Here is a 19,563-nt window from a genome sequence, read left to right as displayed (position 1 = left end):
GAACGGTGAGTCAGCTTGAGCTTAGAGGTATTCGCATTCAGCTCCGTAGCCAATCGAGTCCGCTAATCGAATTACCAGAGCTCACCATACAACAAGGTGAGATTGTCGTGTTGATGGGACCGAGTGGGAGTGGTAAAAGCTCTTTGCTCCACTGGCTTGTGGGTGATTCACTGCCTGAATTCGACTGTTCAGGAGAGATTCGAGTCGGTGGGGTGCGTGTAGATGCTTTGCCAACTCAAGCGCGGCGGATTGGACTGCGAATGCAACAACCATGGTTGTTTCCTCACTTAACCGTTCGCGAAAACTTACAATGTGCCCAAAGGGGAACAGAGACGCCTGCTGAGCGAGCTCGGCAGCTTCAGGCGTGTCTTGATGCTTTTGGCATTGCTCACCTTTCTGAACAGGCGCCGGATGTAATGAGTGGTGGGCAAGCGGCTCGAGTGGCTTTGGCACGTGCAATACTCAATCAACCTGCGGTCATGTTGCTGGATGAGCCGTTTTCTTCTCTGGATACGGCGACTCGTGAAGAAGTCCGTGCTTGGACCTTTGCGCAATTAGCGCGTCAAGGGCTTCCGACGTTGTTGGTAACTCATGATATTCAAGATATTCCTGAACATGCGCAGGTAATTTATGTTTGATAATCGACTTCAACCCCTGGTATTTAAAGTCACGCACCCGATTGCGGAGTTTTTACACAACAAAGGTGTTCGTGCTGATCAGGTCACGATTGGAGGCTTCTTTCTTGGTCTTTTGGCCTGTGTGGCGGTGACTTTTGGAGCATTTTACTGGGCTTTATTTTTCTTGGCGCTGAATCGATTGAGCGACGGAGTCGATGGCGAGCTTGCACGATTGACCGAACCTACCGACCAAGGCGCGTTTCTAGATATCGTACTCGACTTCTTGTTTTATAATGCGTTTGCATTCGCATTTATTCTCTTTGATCCGAGCCTAAACGGAGTGGCGGGCGCTGTGTTAATGCTGAGCTTCATGGGTACGGGCGCGAGTTTTCTTGCCTTTGCAGCGTTGGCGGCTAAACGTAATCTAAAAAACCCGAAGTACCCGAATAAGTCGCTCTACTACGCGAGTGGTCTTACCGAGGGCTTTGAAACTATTTTTATTTTTGTGTTGTTTTGTATTTTTCCGCAGTTTTTTCCGGTGTTAGCCCTCGCATTTGCAACGCTGTGCTTTATTACCACGTTCACGCGGGTGATCGGCGGCTACCACAGTCTGCGTTAACCTTGCTTGTGTTTTGCGGTATACATTGCAGCATCGGCTTTGCGTAACAGCTCGTTGATGCTGCTCGGTGCCTCAGCAATGCAATGACCAATACTCACGCCCACGCTGACCTCATCGCCACCGGGAATTTGGATGGGATGGGTGATGACACGTTTAAGGCGGCGCTTGACGGCCTCAATATCTTCTTTTGTCTGAATGTTCTCGGTCACAACGATAAACTCATCCCCGCCAAAACGTGCAACGGCGTCATTGCCTCGGGCACTTTCTTGGATTCGCTGTGCGATTCGTTGGAGAACGTAGTCACCTGCATCATGCCCGTATTGATCGTTGATTGGTTTAAATTGATCAAGATCGAGCATGAATAGGGTAAGCGCGCGCTCTTCCCGTTGGCATCGTTTAATGGCGCTTTTGAGGTGTCGGGTCAGCCCGTTTCGATTCAGTAATCCCGTAAGGGTGTCACTGTTGGCCATGATTTCAAGATCGCGCGTGCGTTGCGCAACCTTGGATTCAAGCACGGCCTCTTGTGCTTTTAATGTGGCAACCACACGACTTTGTGCTTCTTCTTTCTGGCGTTTCAATTTATTGACCCGCGCCACGAGTGCAAAGGACAGTAGCAGCATCTCAATGGCAGAACCGATCTGGATGCCGTACAAGGTGATAAAGTTTGACGGTAGAATTCCTAAATTGCGCAGTGCAAACAAGGACGCACCGGTAAGCAAAATAGACCAAGCGAGGACAAAGAGTCCCGCACCAGAAACGCCCCGGCGATAAAATTGAATCCCACAGGCAAACAAAATAAGACAGGTTGAGAAACCGACGAAGTCCATCAAAATGAGCGCATGTCGAAGCTCAAGGAACAGACTTCCTCCAATTGCAAGGAAGACACCGACTGCCAATATGGTTAGGAAAAAGTGCCATCCTCGCTGATACCGACGCGTATCGAGGAAGGTTCGAACAAATAACGTTCCGAAAAGTGCGGATAACATAAAGGCAATGGAGACTACCCGCTCTGTTGCGATTGTGGCGGAGTCAAGCAAGATGAGGGTCCCCAGACCGTTTGCGGCGAGGGTTCCAACCCCGAAGCTCATGACAAACACAGAGTATAATAAAAAGACCTTCTCTCGAACTCCTGAGAATAACAGGAGGTTGTAGAGGCTCAAGGCAATGATCATTCCAAAGTGAATGCTCAGCCAAAAGTTTTGTCGATTATTCTGCTCAGCATATGCACGTTCGGAGAGAAGGGCGCTAAATAATGTCATGCTCGCGTCAGAGCGCGCTTGCACATAAATCCGCGCACTTTCACCGGCATCAATGGTAATTGGAAATGTGTGCAATCGCCCCCGCATTGCACGTTGATTTTGTGGGACTTGAACCCCCGAATTCATCACGTCTAAGGAGCCGTTCTTCTCAACGTAAACGGTCAGATGGGCTAATAGCGGATACTCAAACTGCAGATACCAGGTGGCTTGGCGCGGTTGCATATTGAGTATGTCCGTGCGCAACCAGACATGCTCATCGGTGTAATTTAGTTGGAGTTGGCGTCGGTCATTGACCAAAACAAAGTCATCGGGACGTTCACGGACCTGTGCAAAATCGAGACGACGACTTGGATCGCGGAGCATGCTAACCCGCATGTCGAGAGGATACACTTCAAACCGATCAGACACAGCAACGCCGTCGCCACCGATTCTATTTTGTGCGGTCGCGTACGCCGAAATGAAGATCGTTGAAACAACCACCCAAAGAAGGGCGTGCCAACGTTTGTTCTCAAGCACCGATTCAAATCCTTTTAAAGAAAACCTTTCAGCATGGTGTCCTTGGCAACCTTGTATCGTTATATTCCATTTGTTGTCCACCTGAAAAAATTCGGATGACCGTTGGATTTTTTGCTTTTGCGCCCCTGTTACAAGCAGAATAGACCAATTCCGACTGAAGTGTGAAGACGAGCGAGATAAATGTCGAAAATTAATGAGATCCCTACGTGGACACAAATGGTTCCATTCCCGGGCCTTGCAGCCGATATCGTGATGATTATTCACGCCTTAATCGTCGTTTTTGTTGTTCTCTCATTGCCACTTACAATTGTTGGCGGGTATCGGCGGTGGCATTGGATCCGCAACTCATGGTTTCGCACGATACACTTTGCCATCATTGTTGTCGTCGTGATTCAGTCATTTTCCGGGCGTTACTGCCCGTTGACCTACGTTGAACAAGATTTGCGACTTGCGGCGGGTCAGCCAAGCTTCGATTCATCGTTTATCGACTACTGGGTATCGCGTTTTATCTACTTTGATTTGCCTGCTTGGATATTTATGGCAACCTATGCCTTGTTTTTTCTTGCGGTAGTCTATACCTGGTGGCGTTGGCCGCCGCGTATGTTGGCTGCACGGCGACGTTATGAATCGAGGCTTTATATGAAGTTTAGTGAAGGTTATCCAATCGGTAGCCCGGGAATCCCTTGGGGTGATAACGAGAAGGCAGCGTGGTTACGGAAGCAACGTAAACGTCGTTCGTATACTCAGGATGTGGTGAGCCGTATTGATGCCTTACGGGCTCATTATGATGTCGAAGTCTATGGCGTTTTACCTTACTCGGAGCAGGTTGGAACCGACTATGAACTCTTTGCTGTGCGCTCCAAAAATTGGCTAGACTCGCGTCCAACGATTCTCGTCACAGGCGGTGTTCATGGGTATGAAACATCCGGTGTTTTAGGAGCTCTGGCGTTCCTAGAGACGGTCGCGGCGCAATATCAAGCGCATTTTAATGTTTTGGTCCTGCCATGCATTAGTCCTTGGGGCTATGAGACGATTAACCGTTGGAACCCAGATGCGGTTGATCCTAATCGCTCGTTCACCGAGGATGCGCCGGCCCAAGAGGCACAGCTGGCGATGGCTTATGTTGCCAAACATGCCCCTGAGTTGCTAATGCACATCGATCTTCACGAGACGACAGATACGGATAACACCGAGTTCCGTCCCGCTTTGGCGGCCCGTGATGGCACAGTGAATACCAACTGGAATATTCCGGACGGGTTTTATTTAGTCGGTGATACGGAACGTCCAACACCCGATTTTCAGAAGGCCATTTTAAACTCGGTTAAGAAAGTCACGCACATCGCGGAGGCGGATGAACGCAATGAGCTGATCGGTGTACCGGTGGAGCAATTTGGCGTGATCCACTACCCTGGAAAACAAGCGGGACTGTGCATGGGGCTGTCCGATGCGCCCTATGTATCGACGACCGAAGTCTATCCCGACAGTGCAAATGCGACGCCTCAGGAGTGCATTGATGCGCAAGTAGCTGCGATTGTAGGTGGGCTCAATTACTTGCAGCGTTAACACCCAATATAGCGAAGGCACGCATGATTCATCCAAGGAAGAACTTTAAAATCCGGCAATATATAGCATCGCATTCTATTCTGCGTTTGACCTTTGACTTCGTCGTGGTAAATGCGGTGCTAGCGTTACTCCTCGCGTTTATGATTGGCTGGGTGGTCGGGGATGCGAGGAATACAGTCACATACTTTTATCATATTTATACAGAACTGTTCGGTAAGGAGCCCCGGTGGAGTTTGCCTGATCAGTTTATGTACCAAAATATTCGTGCGTTTTTGGCGACCCTGTCACTGTTATCACCCTCGATTTTTCTCGGAATTATCATCTACAAATTTTTCGTCCTGAGTCGTGACAACATTGTGTTTCGTAGTAAAACCGAGTGGAGCGCAGAAGAGGGTGAAACCTTCCTTGATATTCATTTCTATATCGCATCATCACTGCGCCTCTATAACTTGCGTTTTGACTGTTTCTTACGAACCTATGAGACCGCCTACGAAGTAGAAGCAAGTGGTCGCTATCCAATGAATACTATACCAGTCCCATTACGTGCGGATTCATTTTACCCACTACCATACAACTATGTTCCAAGCCGTTTTCGGGTACCGATGAGCTCGCCACATATTCAGGTTGATAGTGAGGGGTTGGTCCGGATCCGCACCGCTGAACGTGAGATTGTTCTGAATCCAGCACAAGGTGACTTTTGTGAGCTGTATATCATTGCGCGAGGGCATGTGCCTGAATTACAAGCGCGCTTCAATGAGGTCAAAAAATATCGGATTCCGGAGGATATCTCCGCTCAGCCACTCCCGGCAATGCACACGCGGTTTGTTCGCTCACAGAGTAAGTTTTTTGTCGAGAATTGGCAGGACTTTGAACCCCAAAGAAAGCGCCGAGGTTTCTTCAAGCAATGGCGTTCGCGTGCGCGGAATTGGCTATACACGAAGCAAGCGAAGTAACGCATGCCCTTCACTCAAGAGCAAGGAGCTAAACCGATGTTTGTCCGGTTCATAGTTCTGTGCGAGGTTGTGTCGGGCAAGCATCCCGTGCACAGATTCGGGTGAATCTAGGGTTAATTCTGATACGCCTTGTAATGTGGTGAGAATTTGCGCAATCAGATCATTGTCAGCCGGACTAAGCTGAGCCTCCGGAATCATTTGATGGGAAAAATGATGTGGGTTATACAGTTTAAATAAGCTGTAGAGATCGCGTAGCAAGGCAAGTGGATGTGACGACGCATCGGCACGTAAATCGACGAAGGTATCAGAGCTCTCTAAATATCCTGCTCCAGGGCGTTTAATGAGCAACGCGGCAGCAAGTTTACCTCGATGGTCGCCACCATGCTGTTGACCTGCAAACATGGCTCGAAGCATTGCATCGCCCAAGTCGGTACCTTTTCGACGTGCCTCAGTAAACGCTTTTGCCACTGCCTCAACCGTTCCGGGCACCAGCATGTTGCCGCACACGAAGAAGTTCTCACCTTTCAGGCTCTCAACCGATGCGGTGCAGTCAGGACCATCGTAGAGTAAAATCTCTCCTTGCGTATTCATGAGCCCAACTTGTCGCTTTGATGCGATTGGATCGTCCTCCAGAAACGAGCTCAATACGCGATCAAGGGGGGTCTGGTGACGCAAATTTGCGAGCGCTGCGCCCGCTGCATCGGGATGTGCATATGACTGAGAGACAACAATCCCGCCATGACAGTCAATCCACGGGACTAATGCGCCCACCGCTAAAAAATTCGAGGCAGTGACGACCGCAAAACTCTGGGTTTGCGGGTCGCGGGCAGCAAGTGTAAAGGTCGCAATCATGTCAAACTCCTCACAGGTGTCTTACCCACGTTAACAACCCTGCTGTAGTTTGCAAGTGTCAAATAGACTCAGGCATTCTACTAGCGAGAGATCTCTTGCACCCGTTGCCCAGGACGTAGTCCGCGGGGAGGGTGAGTAACAACCAAACTGCCCGGTTCCAAATTGTCATCGATGAGTGTCTCAATGCCACTGCGGCGGATCACATTAACCGGCTGTTGAACCGCACGTCCATCCTGAATCTTAAACACAGACCAACGATCGCCATCACGAAATAACGCGCTACTGGGAATGACCAAACCTTGTTCTGTTTCCCATAGAATGATCCGAGCTTCCACGCGGAATCCTTCGCCGAGGGCCTGACGGGTTTCTGGTGGAGATACAAAGGATGCAAAAACTCGCACTCGCTGTTCTTCAATACCTAAAGCAGAAACCCGTGTAAATCCAGCTGGATCAATCCGCCGAATGGTTCCGATCAGCGTCTCGTCGCCACCCCAGCGGGTGATTTCAACACGCATTCCCGGTCTCACGCGGACTGCATCCTGAGACAGAAGGTCAATCCGCACCTCTAATGCTTCGAGATTCCCCACCTCGACAACGCGCTCTCCAGCTTGCACAACCCCTTCACAGCAACGAAAACGGCGTAAAACAACCCCATCGATTGGGCTTGGTATTTGCAGCGCTTGGACTTCGCTTGCCGCCCGCGTGCCCTCGGTCACGGCAAGTACAATCCGTGCGTTGTCGAGCTCAGATTGAGCTGCACCCACGGCTGCCAGCATGGCTCGCTCTGCTGATCTGGAGCGTTGCAGGTTATTTTCTGCTCGTTCTAACTCAGTTGCAGAAATGACGCCTTCCTGCGAAAGCTGTCGGAACCGAGCAAGCTCATTGGTGGCAAAACGGGTTTCTGATTGACGATTTTCGTATTCAGCGCGGGCTGCCTCAAGGCGAGCTTCCGCTGCACTGACTGACTCGCGCGCTTGTTCACGGCTTCGCGCATCCAACGCAGGAGCTGGCATGGGCTCCATGAAAAATAGTGGAGCACCGACTTCGACCGGATCTCCACTATTGAGCTCAACCCGGCGCAAAAAACCTTGAATAGGTGCTGCCACATTGAACGTGTCTTCAAGATGGGTCAGTCCCTCCTCGGTAATAAATTCGGCAAAGGGCTTTTGCTCCACGAGTGCTGTAGTCACTCGTTCGGGAGACGGGCGCATGGCCCAAATAAATATAAGCACGGCACAAGCCGCAAGCCAAATTCCTTTATGTTTCCAATGTATCATCGGGCGTCTCCACACTTATTCGGTTTTAAGGGCTTGAATCATATCGAGGTTCAGTACACGTCGACTAATGAGTGCAATGGATAAAAGCGCTGCAAACAGAACACCAAAGGTTGCCATTGCGAAAAGTCGCATATCTAAAACCCATGGAATTCGGAACATATCCATACTGAGTGCGGATACCATTGCGTAACTAAATCCAGCGCCGAAAATCCATCCGAGCGGTATTGCAATCACAATAAGTACCGCAAGCTCTCCCACCAGCACCCATAGAACCTCCCAACGGGTAAATCCTAATACACGCATGGAGGCGAGCTCTCGTTCCCGTTCTGAAAACATGATTCGGGCGTTGTTGTAGACGACAGCAAAGGTCATGGTGCCGGCCAGGAAAAACATAATCATCATGACGGAGAGCACGGTGTCTTGAATGTAGTCGCGAATGTCAGACTCCGCATCGAGCAGTGAACCGATGCTCGCAATATACGGCAGACGTTGAAGCGTCTGGTACACAGTCGGATCTGTCGCATCGATCAGGAGCCACGCACCGTCCACTACATCATCTTCGAAAAGAGTTCGGTTGAGCGCAACGCGTTCCATGTAAGCACCAATGCCAATAGGCTCGTCCACAAGAGCCGCCACACGGAGTTCTAAACGTCGCTGATGACCGACGAGCGTCTCCACATAGACTGAGTCACCCGCATTTAGTTGAAGGCTCTCGGCAAGATAGCGAGTCAACAAAATGCCATCACCGGGTAGTGTTTCGCTCTTCATCTGTTGATTCAGTACATGGCGGAGGTGAGGTTGCTCTGGAAGGCCCGACAAGGAGACTCGTTCATATCGGTGCCGATTATGAAGACGCACAGGGACTTGACGATAGCCCTCTGCGAAGAAAACTCCCGGGATTGAGGTGAGCTCATGAATCACTCGATGTGGACGAGCTTCAGTGAATTGCACGTCCAAGTCCATTCGGAATACCCCCCGATACTGGTGATCGAGCATATGGTCGACGGCATTAAATTGATGACCACCCAAGATGAGCAGGGCCCCTGACATGCCAATGCCAAAAATAGCGATAACCGAGCGAAACCAATGACGTGATAAGGTTCTCACGATCATTCGTGTCCCGGGCGTGAGTTTTTGATACATAGGGCCCAGAATGCTTTGGTGGTGATGAAAACTTGGTGGTGCAGGGGGGCGCATTGCTTCGGCCGGAGACATGATGAGCGCCTTCCGAACCGAGCTGAAGGTGCCAGCGAGCGCAGCTAGAGCAGTGATTGCCATAGCAACACCTAACGCTTGTATTTGGATGCCGAACATAAACTCGGGAAACTTAAAATACATGGCATAGAGTCGCGCGAGGGGTTCGGCAACCCAATAACCAAGAAGCGTACCAACGATCAAGCCAAGACCAACAATACATAGAGAGAAACTCAAATAGTGCGTGAGGATTTGTCTATTGGAGTATCCAAATGCTTTTAACAAGGCGATAGTCTGTCGTTGCATAAGCATCATCCGACCCATGAGTACATGCAGTAAAAATGCAGCGACACTGAGGAAAATGGTCGGTAATACCCAACTGAGAATACGCAGCTGTTCAAGTTCCTCACTCAGGAAGCGATGCGAGGCTTGCTCCTCTCGAAGATAGGCACCATGACTTCCGAAACGCTCGAGCAGAGCATTCATCTGCGATACAACGTCGTGGGGATCAGCACCATATTGAATGCTCACCGAAACCTGATTAAATGCGCCTTCGAGATCAAAGACTGTCGCGAGGGCAGACCGTTGCATAAAGAAGACCCCGAAGCGCTGGTAATCTGGAAGAATGGAGTTTGGCTCGAGCTGATAGATATGTTCTGGCGAGAGCGCAATACCGCTGATTTCGAGTCGTTGTAACCGACCATTTAAGATGGCTTGAATTGAATCACCTACTTGCAGGTGATGCGCTTCTGCAAAGGGCTCAGTGACGACAACTTGCGGAATTTGACCTGCCTGAGGTGGTCCTCCATACCGATAATAAAGTCGATTCAGCATGGGCTCGGAAAAGTCAGGAACCGATTGAAATTGGCCCTGGATAGGCTCGGGAAAGTCGTCGATTTGAATACGAGCACTTGCGATAATTCTCGTCTCAACCTGATTAACGCCGGGAAGCTCTTGCAGTCTCATTGCCATGTCATTCGGTGCACGCGTCACATGCATAAAAACATCGGCAAATTGATATTGGTCGTAGAAATACTGCTGAGATTGTGCAATCGAAAGGCGTGTGCTGAGCGAAATAATTAACACCATGGTTCCAATTGCAACAACGGAGGCAATGGCAACGAGCTGCCCCATCATTCCACTGAGTTCGCGGAGCATTTTTCGTTTTAACGATCCGTTGGGGAGCGCTTTTACCATGATAGCTCCGCGGGTTTACGCTTCTCATGACGATGCTGAATGTCTGCGATCATGCCGTCAGAAAGTCGAATCACGCGGTCTGCCATATCGCCAATCACCGCATTGTGGGTAATGACCGCAGTGGTGGTACCGAGACTCTGATTGATATGCGCAAGCACTTCTAACACGCGAATCCCTGTTTTGGAATCGAGCGCGCCAGTGGGTTCATCGCAGAGTAAAACGGCGGGGCGTTTTGCTATGGCACGTGCAATAGCAACACGCTGTTGCTCTCCACCCGAAAGCTGTGCGGGGAAATGGTCCATGCGTTCAGAGAGTCCAACGAGGGCGAGCGCTGCTTCGGGCGTCATTGGATCGCGAGCGATTTCAGTCACGATAGCAACATTCTCTCGCGCCGTGAGGCTAGGTATAAGGTTGTAGAACTGGAAAACAAAGCCGACGTGTTCACGGCGAAACTGAGTGAGTTCGCGGTCGGGGATGCCCACCAATGCATGATTCTGATATTGAACCTCACCCGTACTCGCGGTATCCAGACCACCCAAAATATTCAGCAGTGTTGACTTACCAGAGCCTGAGGCGCCGAGCAAGACGACAAATTCACCGGCGAACAACTCGAGATCGATGCCTCGAAGGGCATGAATTTTCACGTCACCCATGGTGTAAGTCTTGGTCACACCTTTTGCTCTAAAAACGGGCGTTTGGGAGTTACGATTGGCTGGAGTATTTGTCACAAGAGGCTTCCTTACACAATGATATGTCGTTCATTTATAGCAAGGGTTCGAAAACTGGCCATAAAAAAAGCACACTCTCAGCTAAGAGTGTGCCCGTGCATTTGGTGCTTTGCGTTGATTTAGCTCAATATCCACGCAACATTATGCTTCCAGAGACGTTCATTTACTCCGTTCGCGAATAAGACCCTCTTGTATGGTCGACGCTACGAGCGTCCCGTCGCGACTGAAGATTTGACCTCGCACGAGTCCGCGAGCTCCTTGGGCTGTTGGACTGTCGATGGCATACAGCAGCCAGTCATCCATGCGGAACGACCGGTGAAACCACATGGCATGATCAATTGTGGCCATTTGAATCTTCGGATCGGCAAACGTCTTCCCGTGTGGTTGCATTGACGTAGGCAGAAAGTTGAAATCCGACGCATAGGCGAGCAGATACTGATGAACACGCAAGTCATCTGGCAAGGTTCCATTTGCCTTCATCCAAACATAGCGCTTTGGCTCACAGGCCTTTGGATAGAAAGGATTATATTCGGTGACAAACCGCATCATGATGGGCTTTTCACTGATAAATTTATTGCGAATGGGTTCAGGGATGAGCTCGGCATGCTCGCGATAGATATCAAGGTCAGAAACTAAGCCTTCCGGCCCGGGCACGTCAGGCATTGTATCTTGATGCTCTGCACCTGCTTCCGGAGCTTGGTAGCTCGCTGTCATGTAGAAAATAGGTTTTCCAAATTGCACCGCCTTGACGCGACGGGTCGAGAAACTACTACCGTCCCGCACGTTTTCAACGTCATAAACGATGGGCTTGCTCGCATCGCCAGGTCGTAAAAAATAGCTGTGAAATGAATGAACTGCACGATCCTCTGCAACGGTTTCCTTTGCAGCGGAGAGGGCTTGGCCCATAACTTGGCCACCAAAAACGGCACGAAAACCCAAATCTTGGCTTTGACCGCGGTAAATGCCTTGTTCAATCGTTTCGAGACGGAGCAGATTGAGAAGATCATCAAGAACTTGGCTCATGTAAACATCCTTTTTTCATACAGGCGTTTAGTATACCGAAAAATAACTGAGCGCGTCCGGGTCTTTTTTGTGACATGACCGATTTCGTATTTCTCGCGTATATGGTCAGTATTGCTTGAATTTTTCCAAATTCAGCCCAAGCTTACTTGTATTGTTTGCGCACACACGCACACGTCGCATGAGACGTTGCCAATGAGGAGAATACCCAAATGGCGAGCCATGATAGTTTGCAAACCCGCTCGAAACTTTCGGTCGGTGATAAAGAGTATGTCTATTACAGTCTTCCCAAAGCCGCAGAATCGCTCGGAGATATTTCGAAGCTACCGGTTTCTTTGAAGGTTTTACTTGAGAATTTGCTTCGACATGAAGATGGTACCACCGTCAAGAAAGATGACTTTCAGGCACTCACCGATTGGTTGAAAGAACGACGCTCAACCAGTGAGATTGAGTACCGGCCTGCGCGGGTGTTGATGCAAGACTTTACAGGGGTGCCTGCGGTGGTCGATCTCGCTGCAATGCGCGATGCGGTAGCAAAAGCAGGGCTACCCGCGAATAAAATTAATCCGCTGTCTGCCGTTGACTTGGTTATTGACCATTCGGTGATGGTTGATAAGTTTGCATCTCCGAAAGCGTTTGAAGAAAACGTGAAAATTGAAATGGAGCGCAACAAAGAGCGTTACGAGTTTTTACGGTGGGGTCAGAAGGCTTTTGATAATTTCCGCGTGGTTCCCCCGGGCACTGGGATTTGCCACCAAGTGAACTTAGAGTACTTGGCTAAAGTGGTTTGGACTTCCGAAGAGGACGGTGAACAGGTTGCCTATCCAGACACCTTGGTTGGAACGGACTCGCACACTACCATGATTAATGGCCTCGGTGTGCTCGGTTGGGGCGTCGGCGGAATTGAGGCCGAAGCGGCGATGCTCGGTCAACCGATCTCGATGCTGATCCCCGAGGTGGTCGGTTTCCGTCTTGAGGGTGCATTGCCCGAAGGTGTCACGGCAACGGACTTGGTTCTGACTGTGACGCAAATGCTGCGCAAGCAAGGTGTCGTGGGTAAGTTCGTGGAGTTTTATGGACCAGGGCTTAAACATCTTCCCTTGGCCGACCGCGCAACCATTGCGAATATGGCTCCAGAGTACGGTGCAACCTGTGGGTTCTTCCCAGTCGATGACGAAACATTGACCTACTTAAAGCTCTCAGGACGTGATGAGGAAACCATTGCGTTAGTCGAAGCCTACGCAAAAGCACAAGGGATGTGGCGTGAAGAGGACGCTGAGCCCGTATTTACTGATACTTTGACGCTTGATATGGCAACCGTAGAACCTTCTTTAGCTGGACCGAAGCGGCCACAAGATCGGGTGAGCTTGGGTGGATTGAATGATAGTTTTGAGCTGCTTTTAGATTCCATCGGGATTGCTGAAGATCCAGAAATGGGTGCGCCTGAATCGTTAACCCGGGCAGACGTGAATGATGAAACTCGAGTTCCACTCGAGGGCACCGATCACATGTTACGCCACGGTGACGTCGTGATTGCGGCGATAACGTCGTGTACCAATACGTCAAACCCAAGTGTGATGTTGGCGGCAGGCCTCGTCGCGAAGAAAGCAATCGAGAAAGGGCTCCAGCGCAAACCCTGGGTGAAGTCTTCATTGGCACCTGGCTCAAAAGTAGTGACCGATTACCTTGCTGCGGCAGAGCTTGATCACTATTTAGATCGGCTCGGGTTTGACCTGGTAGGTTACGGTTGTACCACCTGTATTGGAAACTCAGGACCACTTCCTGATGATGTATCAACCGCAATTGATAAAGGGGATTTGGTGGTCTCTTCAGTGCTCTCTGGCAACCGGAATTTCGAAGGACGTATTCATCCGCAAGTGAAAGCGAACTGGTTAGCATCGCCGCCACTGGTGGTCGCATTCGCGCTAGCAGGAACGACGCGTATCGATTTAACCCACGAACCGCTCGGCCAAACAGCGGAAGGAGACCCCGTTTACCTGAAAGATATTTGGCCAAGCACTGAAGAGATCAAAGCGGAGGTTGCGAAAGTCCAAAGCGAGATGTTTAAACACCAGTATGCGAATGTCTTTGATGGGGACGAGCACTGGCAGGCGTTGGAGATACCAGACAGTGAAACCTATGCGTGGGATGAGGATTCCACCTATGTGGCAAATCCACCATTTTTTGTTGGGATCGATAAACCTGCGCAGGAGCCCAAGGATATTAAAGGTGCGCATGTTTTAGCTGTATTTGGCGATACCATTACCACGGACCATATCTCGCCAGCCGGCGCTATCAAACCGGATTCACCCGCTGGAAAATACCTGCAAGAACAAGGCGTGGAAGTTCGTGACTTTAACTCATATGGCTCGCGGCGCGGAAACCATGAAGTCATGATGCGTGGCACCTTTGCCAATATCCGCATTAAAAACCTGATGGCGAATGGTCGTGAGGGAGGTTATACCGTTCACATTCCGTCCGGTGAATCGATGTCTATTTATGATGCCGCAATGAAATATCAGGAAGAGAAAACGCCACTGGTGGTTCTTGCAGGGAAAGAATATGGCACGGGTTCAAGCCGGGATTGGGCTGCGAAGGGTACGCGGTTATTGGGCGTGAAGGCTGTCATTGCAGAGAGTTTTGAACGCATACACCGCTCAAACCTTGTCGGTATGGGGGTGCTTCCTCTGCAATTTGAAGAGGATATGAGTGCTCAGAGTCTTGGACTTGATGGAACAGAACAGATCAGTATCCTTGGTTTATCAGGGGACATCAAACCCGGTGAAGTCTATGATGTCGTGGCGAAGCCCAAAGAGGGCGACGAAATTAAGTTTAAGGTCAAGTCGCGCATCGATACCGCGAATGAGGTTCGTTATTTCCTCAGCGGTGGTATTTTACATCATGTCCTACGCCAGTTGGTGGCGTAGAAAGCCTCGAAGTCTCCCACCTTCATCCTGAAAAAAAAACCGGCGTTTTCGCCGGTTTTTTTTATCTTCGATTCGAGAGGTCAGTCCGGCGAATTTGGACCACGACGCCATAGTTGGGATGGTCGAAATAGTGCGTCTGATGGGAAATCACGCGGCGCAACTGCTGAAACGGGTAGGCGCGTAAAAACTCCAATTCATGAGCATCGGGTTCAAGAAAATCTCGAACTTGTTCCCGCACATCCCGTGCGGCAGCGCTCACTGTGATAGGTTCGCGGAGATTGAAATCGGTATCGATATGCAGGTAATTGCCCACTAAATAGATATGCATTAGCCCGTCAAACTCCCACACTTGTTCGGGTATACCACGTGGGTTTTGCCCTGGTCGCTCGGGAAAACGCAAATCGTCTGAGTTCGGCCGACTGAGTCGAAACTCCCCGCGATCCGCAGCGTCAAGCACGGTGAGAAGACCGGCAAACGGCCCTTCGTCATCCATTGAAACGCCATTCAGATGGTAATTTAGGTAGTGCTGTAAGCGCTCTTGAACTTGCTGGTTTGCGGGTGAAACTGGAAAACCAAAATAGTCGAATTGGTCGGTATAGTTTTTACCCCCGACCAGACGATGACGACGTCCAACCGTCCGAGTAAAAACCGGCTGTCGCCAGGCGGTATGCAGAATCGGAGATGCATCGCGACGACGTTCGAGCTGCTGACGCAAAGGTGTCAGAGCGAATTGCTCACGCGGCACTAAGAACGGAGTCTCCGCTCTCAACATTTCCTCGCGGGTTCCTTGTTTGGTTCCGCTCATGACGAGGGGGAGATGAGCCGGCGCGACTGTTTTGAGTTCAGTTTGCTTTGCGTAAAAAGAACGGACGAGCGCGTCATCATGAAGGCGACGACAGCCAATGCGCTGTGCTGATGGCAGCTGATTTTCTTCAGCGAATAATGCGCCAGAGAGAAACACGGAACGCAAAGGGGCAACCCAGCGACGTTTGCCTTCACAGACTGGGAGCGCGTAATAGAGCGACTCGATTGGCGGAGTCAATCGTTCGGTGTACAGATCTCGGCTGTTGTGAATCGAAATAGGTCGAACTGCGAGCGGAAATTGTTCCGGATCTTCAATCTCGACGTCCGTATATCGAAAGACCAGAACTTCAACTTCAAACCATCGATACCCCCGGTCTTCGACCGACTCCCCAGCACTCACGGTGCCCAAAAGAAACACTGTAGTGAAGAGCATTATGCCGCTGAAAGTGCGCGCTAAGAAGCTGACGGCTGTGCCGCTAAATCTCATGTAAAACTCCATCATTATCCGGACAGTGCTCACGCAAACTCAGTTAACAACGACTGTACCAGTTTTATTCGTTCCTGGGTATGCTCGGTGGCTTTGCGAATTTTCAAGCGTTGTGCGCCTTCCATTCCGAAAGTACTTGGCTCCTGCTGGATTAATCGGATAATCGTAGCAGGTTCTACGGGTGTTTTTTCAGCAAAGTCGATATAGCCGCCCTGTGGACCTAACTCAATTTTTCGAATACCAAGTGGATCTGCGAGTAAGCGGATTTCGCTCATTCGAATGAGATTTTTCGCCGGTTCTGGGAGTAAACCAAACCGATCAATTAGTTCGATCTGAATCTGCTCCAGTGCTTCGCTACTTTCCGCTCCCGCAATTCGCTTGTACATAGACAGCCGTGTATTGATGTCATGAATATAAGTATCAGGGAGCAGCGCAGGGATCCGCAATTCAATCTCAGTCCGATGTTTGAGAAGCTGATCGAGCGAAGGTTCCCGACCATCACGTAAAGCTTGGACTGCCTGATCAAGCATATCCATGTACAAACTGAACCCGATGGTTTCAATTTGACCGCTTTGCACGTCGCCTAGCAGTTCGCCCGCGCCTCGGATCTCAAGGTCATGGGTGGCCAGTACGAAACCTGCTCCAAGATCCTCGAGTTGGGAAATCGCTTCAAGGCGTTTTACAGCATCTTTAGTCATGCGTTTTGGATGAGGCGTCAGTAAATATGCGTACGCTTGGTGGTGCGAACGTCCCACACGACCACGCAGCTGATGAAGTTGCGCCAAACCGAGGTGATCAGCCCGATCGATAATAATGGTGTTTGCACTCGGTACATCAATTCCTGTCTCAATAATGGTCGTGCAGACTAAGACATTGAATCGTTGGTGATAGAAGTCGGCCATAATCCGTTCAAGCTCGCGCTCACCCATCTGACCATGCGCGGTTTGAATCCGTGCTTCCGGGATAAGCTCACCCAGTTCGCGCGCTGTTTTTTCGATCGTCTCAACATTATTGTGGAGAAAATATACTTGGCCACCGCGCAGTATTTCGCGCAATACGGCTTCGCGTACCGTCGCTTTATCAAATTCACGGACGAATGTTTTGACCGCGAGACGTCGGGCCGGCGGTGTGGCGATGATCGAAAGATCGCGAATATTGTTCATCGCCATATTCAAGGTTCGTGGAATGGGTGTGGCGGTCAGCGTCAGAATATCGACATCGGCTCGCAGACGCTTAATTTGTTCCTTTTGCCGCACACCAAAGCGATGTTCTTCGTCGACAATCAATAATCCAAGGTCATGAAAGACAATATCGTTTTGTAATAGCTTATGGGTACCAATCACAATATCGACTTTGCCATGCTGCAGGTCAGCTAGGGTTTGGGTGGTCTGCTTGCCTGTGCGAAAACGCGAGAGTAATTCAATCCGGACTGGCCAGTCGGCAAATCGGTCGCGGAAATTATCAAAATGCTGTTGAGCTAATAGCGTCGTTGGAACGAGGACCGCTACCTGTTTTCCGTCATTCACCGCGGTGAACGCAGCGCGCATGGCAACCTCGGTTTTCCCAAAGCCGACATCGCCGCACACGAGTCGGTCCATTGCGCGGGGGGCTTGCATATCGTTCAGCACGGCAGCAATTGCGTCTTGCTGGTCGTCGGTTTCTGTAAACGGAAATCCTGCAGCAAATCGAAGCTGATCTTCTTCGCTGATGCTGAACGCGTATCCAGGTTTGGCTTCCCGCTGCGCGTAGATTTCAAGTAGTTCTGCGGCGATGTCGCGGACTTTCTCAGCGGCTTTGCGGCGCGCTTTCTCCCAACTATCGTTTCCTAGTTTACTCAATGCGACTTTTTCTTGATCGCCGCCACTGTAGCGGCTGATCAGGTGTAACGAAGCGACCGGAACGAATAACTTCGTGTTTCCATCATACTCGAGGGTCAGAAACTCGGTCTCAAGCCCTCCCGCCTCTAAGGTGGTAAGGCCTTGGTATCGCCCAATTCCATGGTCGATATGCACCACCAGCTGACCGATGGAAAGCTCGGCAAGATTCTTAACGAGTGCATCGACGTTGGCTGCGGATCGTTTATCTTGGCTACGCCGTTGCGGTGCGCGATTTCCGAGCAGTTCTGTTTCGGTAATGACCCAAAGTCCCGGTAGGTCGTCTAAGTCCGCATAAAATGAATGCTCAATGGGGCTAATCAAAATCGTTTGCGGCGCTTCGGAACTGAGTGCTTCAGTGAAGTTGGTAACTTCCACCGGGTGAATGGCTGCTTTCCCGAGTAATTGCAGCAGACTCTCCCGCCGCCCAGCGCTCTCGACACAGAATACGATGCGTTGGCCCTTTTGCTGTGCTTTATGAGCATGTTCACGCAGAGCGGCCAGCGGGTCCTTTTGGCGCGCATCAACCGTTATATCCGGTAACGGGCGAGTTTTAAAATCGACCGGCCCCGGAGAGCGTTGCCCGTCGATCGCACCGAGGCGAATGCGCGGATATTGCTTAAATGCGCTAAAGACCTCGTCTTCTTTCAAATAGAGCTCGTGTGGGGGCAAAATGGGCTTTTGCCGGTCCCAGCGTCGATCCTCGTAGCGGAATGATAGATCGAGCCAAAGCTTTTTTACCTGTTGCTGGATATCGCCATAGGTGAGGAGCAACGTATCTTTGGGAAGATAATCAAAGAGCGTTGCCACACCTTCAAAGAAGAGTGGAAGATAATACTCGATTCCTGCAGGCATCAATCCTTGCGAAACTTGCTGATAGACGGATTCCTTCGCTGTCAGTGCTTCAAACTGGCTGCGAAATTGGCGCCGGAACAGTTCAACACCGGCCGGTGTTGTCGGAAATTCACGGGCTGGCAACAGCGAGATCGCATCCATCGGTGCGCTTGAGAGTTGAGTATCGACATCAAATGCACGAATACTGTCAATCTCATCATCGAAGAAGTCGATACGAAGTGGTTCATTGGTTCCCATAGGAAAGACATCAAGAATTGAGCCGCGCAGTGAATACTCCCCATGCTCCATCACCTGATGCACGTGACGATATCCAGCCGTATCGAGCTGCGCGCGCAGGTCTTCGAGCCGATGGTGTTGACCTTTTTTCAGGACCAAGCTGTGACCGGCAACATAAGCGGGGGGAGCCACCCGGTGGAGCAGTGTATTGGCAGCAACGATCAGTATCCCGTGTGGAGTCTGTGGCAATCGTGCGAGGACTCGAATACGATCCGAAATAATATCCTGATGCGGTGAAAAATTGTCGTAGGGTAAGGTTTCCCAATCGGGTAATACTTGAATGTCCCCGCGGTATTCGGGGGCAAAAAAGCTCAACTCGTGTTCGAAGCGATAGGCACTTGGCGCATCAGCGGTGACCAGAAGTAGCATACCTCGGCGTTGTTTGAGGAGTTCTGCAATGGCCAGTGCCGTGCTACTTCCAACTAAGTGACGCCAGGTCATTTCAGAGGTCTGGGTTTGGCCTTGTGCGGGATACTTCGGATGCAATAGGGAAATCTGACTCATGAAAAACTCAATTAATCTCGGTCGGAAACAGCAAAGCAGTG

General features: G+C 50.4%; 13 protein-coding genes and 1 pseudogene. 6 read left to right on the top strand and 8 right to left on the bottom strand.

Going from position 1 to position 19,563, the window contains the following annotated elements; genetic code table 11:
• The first annotated feature begins 5 nt into the window (after positions 1-5).
• Both CWE11_RS04110 and CWE11_RS04105 read left to right on the top strand, forming a co-directional pair.
• Positions 6-638, top strand: coding sequence for an ATP-binding cassette domain-containing protein (locus CWE11_RS04110; protein ID WP_126776348.1), 633 nt, complete (start codon positions 6-8; stop codon positions 636-638).
• Complete coding sequence (locus tag CWE11_RS04105) at positions 631-1,236, top strand: CDP-alcohol phosphatidyltransferase family protein (protein WP_126776347.1); 606 nt, start codon at positions 631-633, stop codon at positions 1,234-1,236. The genes CWE11_RS04110 and CWE11_RS04105 overlap by 8 nt, the downstream gene beginning before the upstream one ends.
• Here CWE11_RS04105 and CWE11_RS04100 read toward each other — a convergent pair.
• Positions 1,233-3,011, bottom strand: a complete 1,779-nt coding sequence (locus tag CWE11_RS04100; RefSeq protein ID WP_126776346.1) for a diguanylate cyclase — start codon at positions 3,009-3,011, stop codon at positions 1,233-1,235. The two genes, CWE11_RS04105 and CWE11_RS04100, sit on opposite strands and share 4 nt — an antisense overlap.
• 180 nt (positions 3,012-3,191) lie before the next feature.
• On the opposite strand from CWE11_RS04100, the pseudogene CWE11_RS12125 reads away from it, so the two are divergent.
• From CWE11_RS12125 to CWE11_RS04090, 3 genes and pseudogenes are all read left to right on the top strand, one after another.
• Positions 3,192-3,593 (top strand): annotated as a pseudogene (locus CWE11_RS12125) (DUF2784 domain-containing protein); the annotation flags it as partial.
• A 57-nt stretch (positions 3,594-3,650) separates the two neighbouring features.
• Positions 3,651-4,574, top strand: a complete 924-nt coding sequence (locus tag CWE11_RS04095) for a M14 family metallopeptidase (RefSeq protein WP_241971732.1) — start codon at positions 3,651-3,653, stop codon at positions 4,572-4,574.
• Positions 4,575-4,690: 116 nt separating this feature from the next.
• Positions 4,691-5,527, top strand: coding sequence for a hypothetical protein (locus CWE11_RS04090; RefSeq protein WP_126776344.1), 837 nt, complete (start codon positions 4,691-4,693; stop codon positions 5,525-5,527).
• On the opposite strand, the gene CWE11_RS04085 is transcribed toward CWE11_RS04090, so the two are convergent.
• The 5 genes from CWE11_RS04085 to tesB all read right to left on the bottom strand — a co-directional run bounded on the left by CWE11_RS04085 (position 5,504) and on the right by tesB (position 11,798).
• Positions 5,504-6,379, bottom strand: a complete 876-nt coding sequence (locus CWE11_RS04085) for a DUF1028 domain-containing protein (RefSeq protein WP_126776343.1) — start codon at positions 6,377-6,379, stop codon at positions 5,504-5,506. The genes CWE11_RS04090 and CWE11_RS04085 overlap by 24 nt on opposite strands.
• 80 nt (positions 6,380-6,459) lie before the next feature.
• A complete protein-coding gene (locus CWE11_RS04080) occupies positions 6,460-7,656 on the bottom strand; it encodes an efflux RND transporter periplasmic adaptor subunit (protein ID WP_126776342.1) in 1,197 nt (398 codons plus the stop codon).
• Positions 7,657-7,671: 15 nt separating this feature from the next.
• Complete coding sequence (locus tag CWE11_RS04075) at positions 7,672-10,047, bottom strand: ABC transporter permease (protein WP_126776341.1); 2,376 nt, start codon at positions 10,045-10,047, stop codon at positions 7,672-7,674.
• On the bottom strand, positions 10,041-10,775 hold the full coding sequence (locus CWE11_RS04070) for an ABC transporter ATP-binding protein (protein ID WP_241971721.1): 735 nt from the start codon (positions 10,773-10,775) through the stop codon (positions 10,041-10,043). The genes CWE11_RS04075 and CWE11_RS04070 overlap by 7 nt, the downstream gene beginning before the upstream one ends.
• A gap of 159 nt (positions 10,776-10,934) precedes the next feature.
• The gene (tesB, locus tag CWE11_RS04065; RefSeq protein WP_126776340.1) at positions 10,935-11,798 is read right to left on the bottom strand and encodes an acyl-CoA thioesterase II; all 864 of its coding nucleotides are present in this window, start codon (positions 11,796-11,798) and stop codon (positions 10,935-10,937) included.
• Positions 11,799-12,007: 209 nt separating this feature from the next.
• On the opposite strand from tesB, the gene acnA reads away from it, so the two are divergent.
• Positions 12,008-14,722 (top strand): aconitate hydratase AcnA, encoded by a 2,715-nt coding sequence (acnA, locus tag CWE11_RS04060; protein ID WP_126776339.1) that lies wholly within the window; start codon positions 12,008-12,010, stop codon positions 14,720-14,722.
• A 61-nt stretch (positions 14,723-14,783) separates the two neighbouring features.
• Here acnA and CWE11_RS04055 read toward each other — a convergent pair whose 3' ends face one another.
• Together CWE11_RS04055 and mfd are read right to left on the bottom strand one after the other, a co-directional pair.
• Positions 14,784-16,013, bottom strand: coding sequence for a CsiV family protein (locus tag CWE11_RS04055; protein WP_157981283.1), 1,230 nt, complete (start codon positions 16,011-16,013; stop codon positions 14,784-14,786).
• A gap of 29 nt (positions 16,014-16,042) precedes the next feature.
• On the bottom strand, positions 16,043-19,522 hold the full coding sequence (gene mfd / locus CWE11_RS04050) for a transcription-repair coupling factor (RefSeq protein WP_126776337.1): 3,480 nt from the start codon (positions 19,520-19,522) through the stop codon (positions 16,043-16,045).
• Positions 19,523-19,563: the final 41 nt, after the last annotated feature.

This window comes from Aliidiomarina sanyensis, from assembly GCF_003987175.1.
Lineage (GTDB): Bacteria > Pseudomonadota > Gammaproteobacteria > Enterobacterales > Alteromonadaceae > Aliidiomarina > Aliidiomarina sanyensis.
This window is presented reverse-complemented; position numbering and strand designations above follow the sequence as displayed.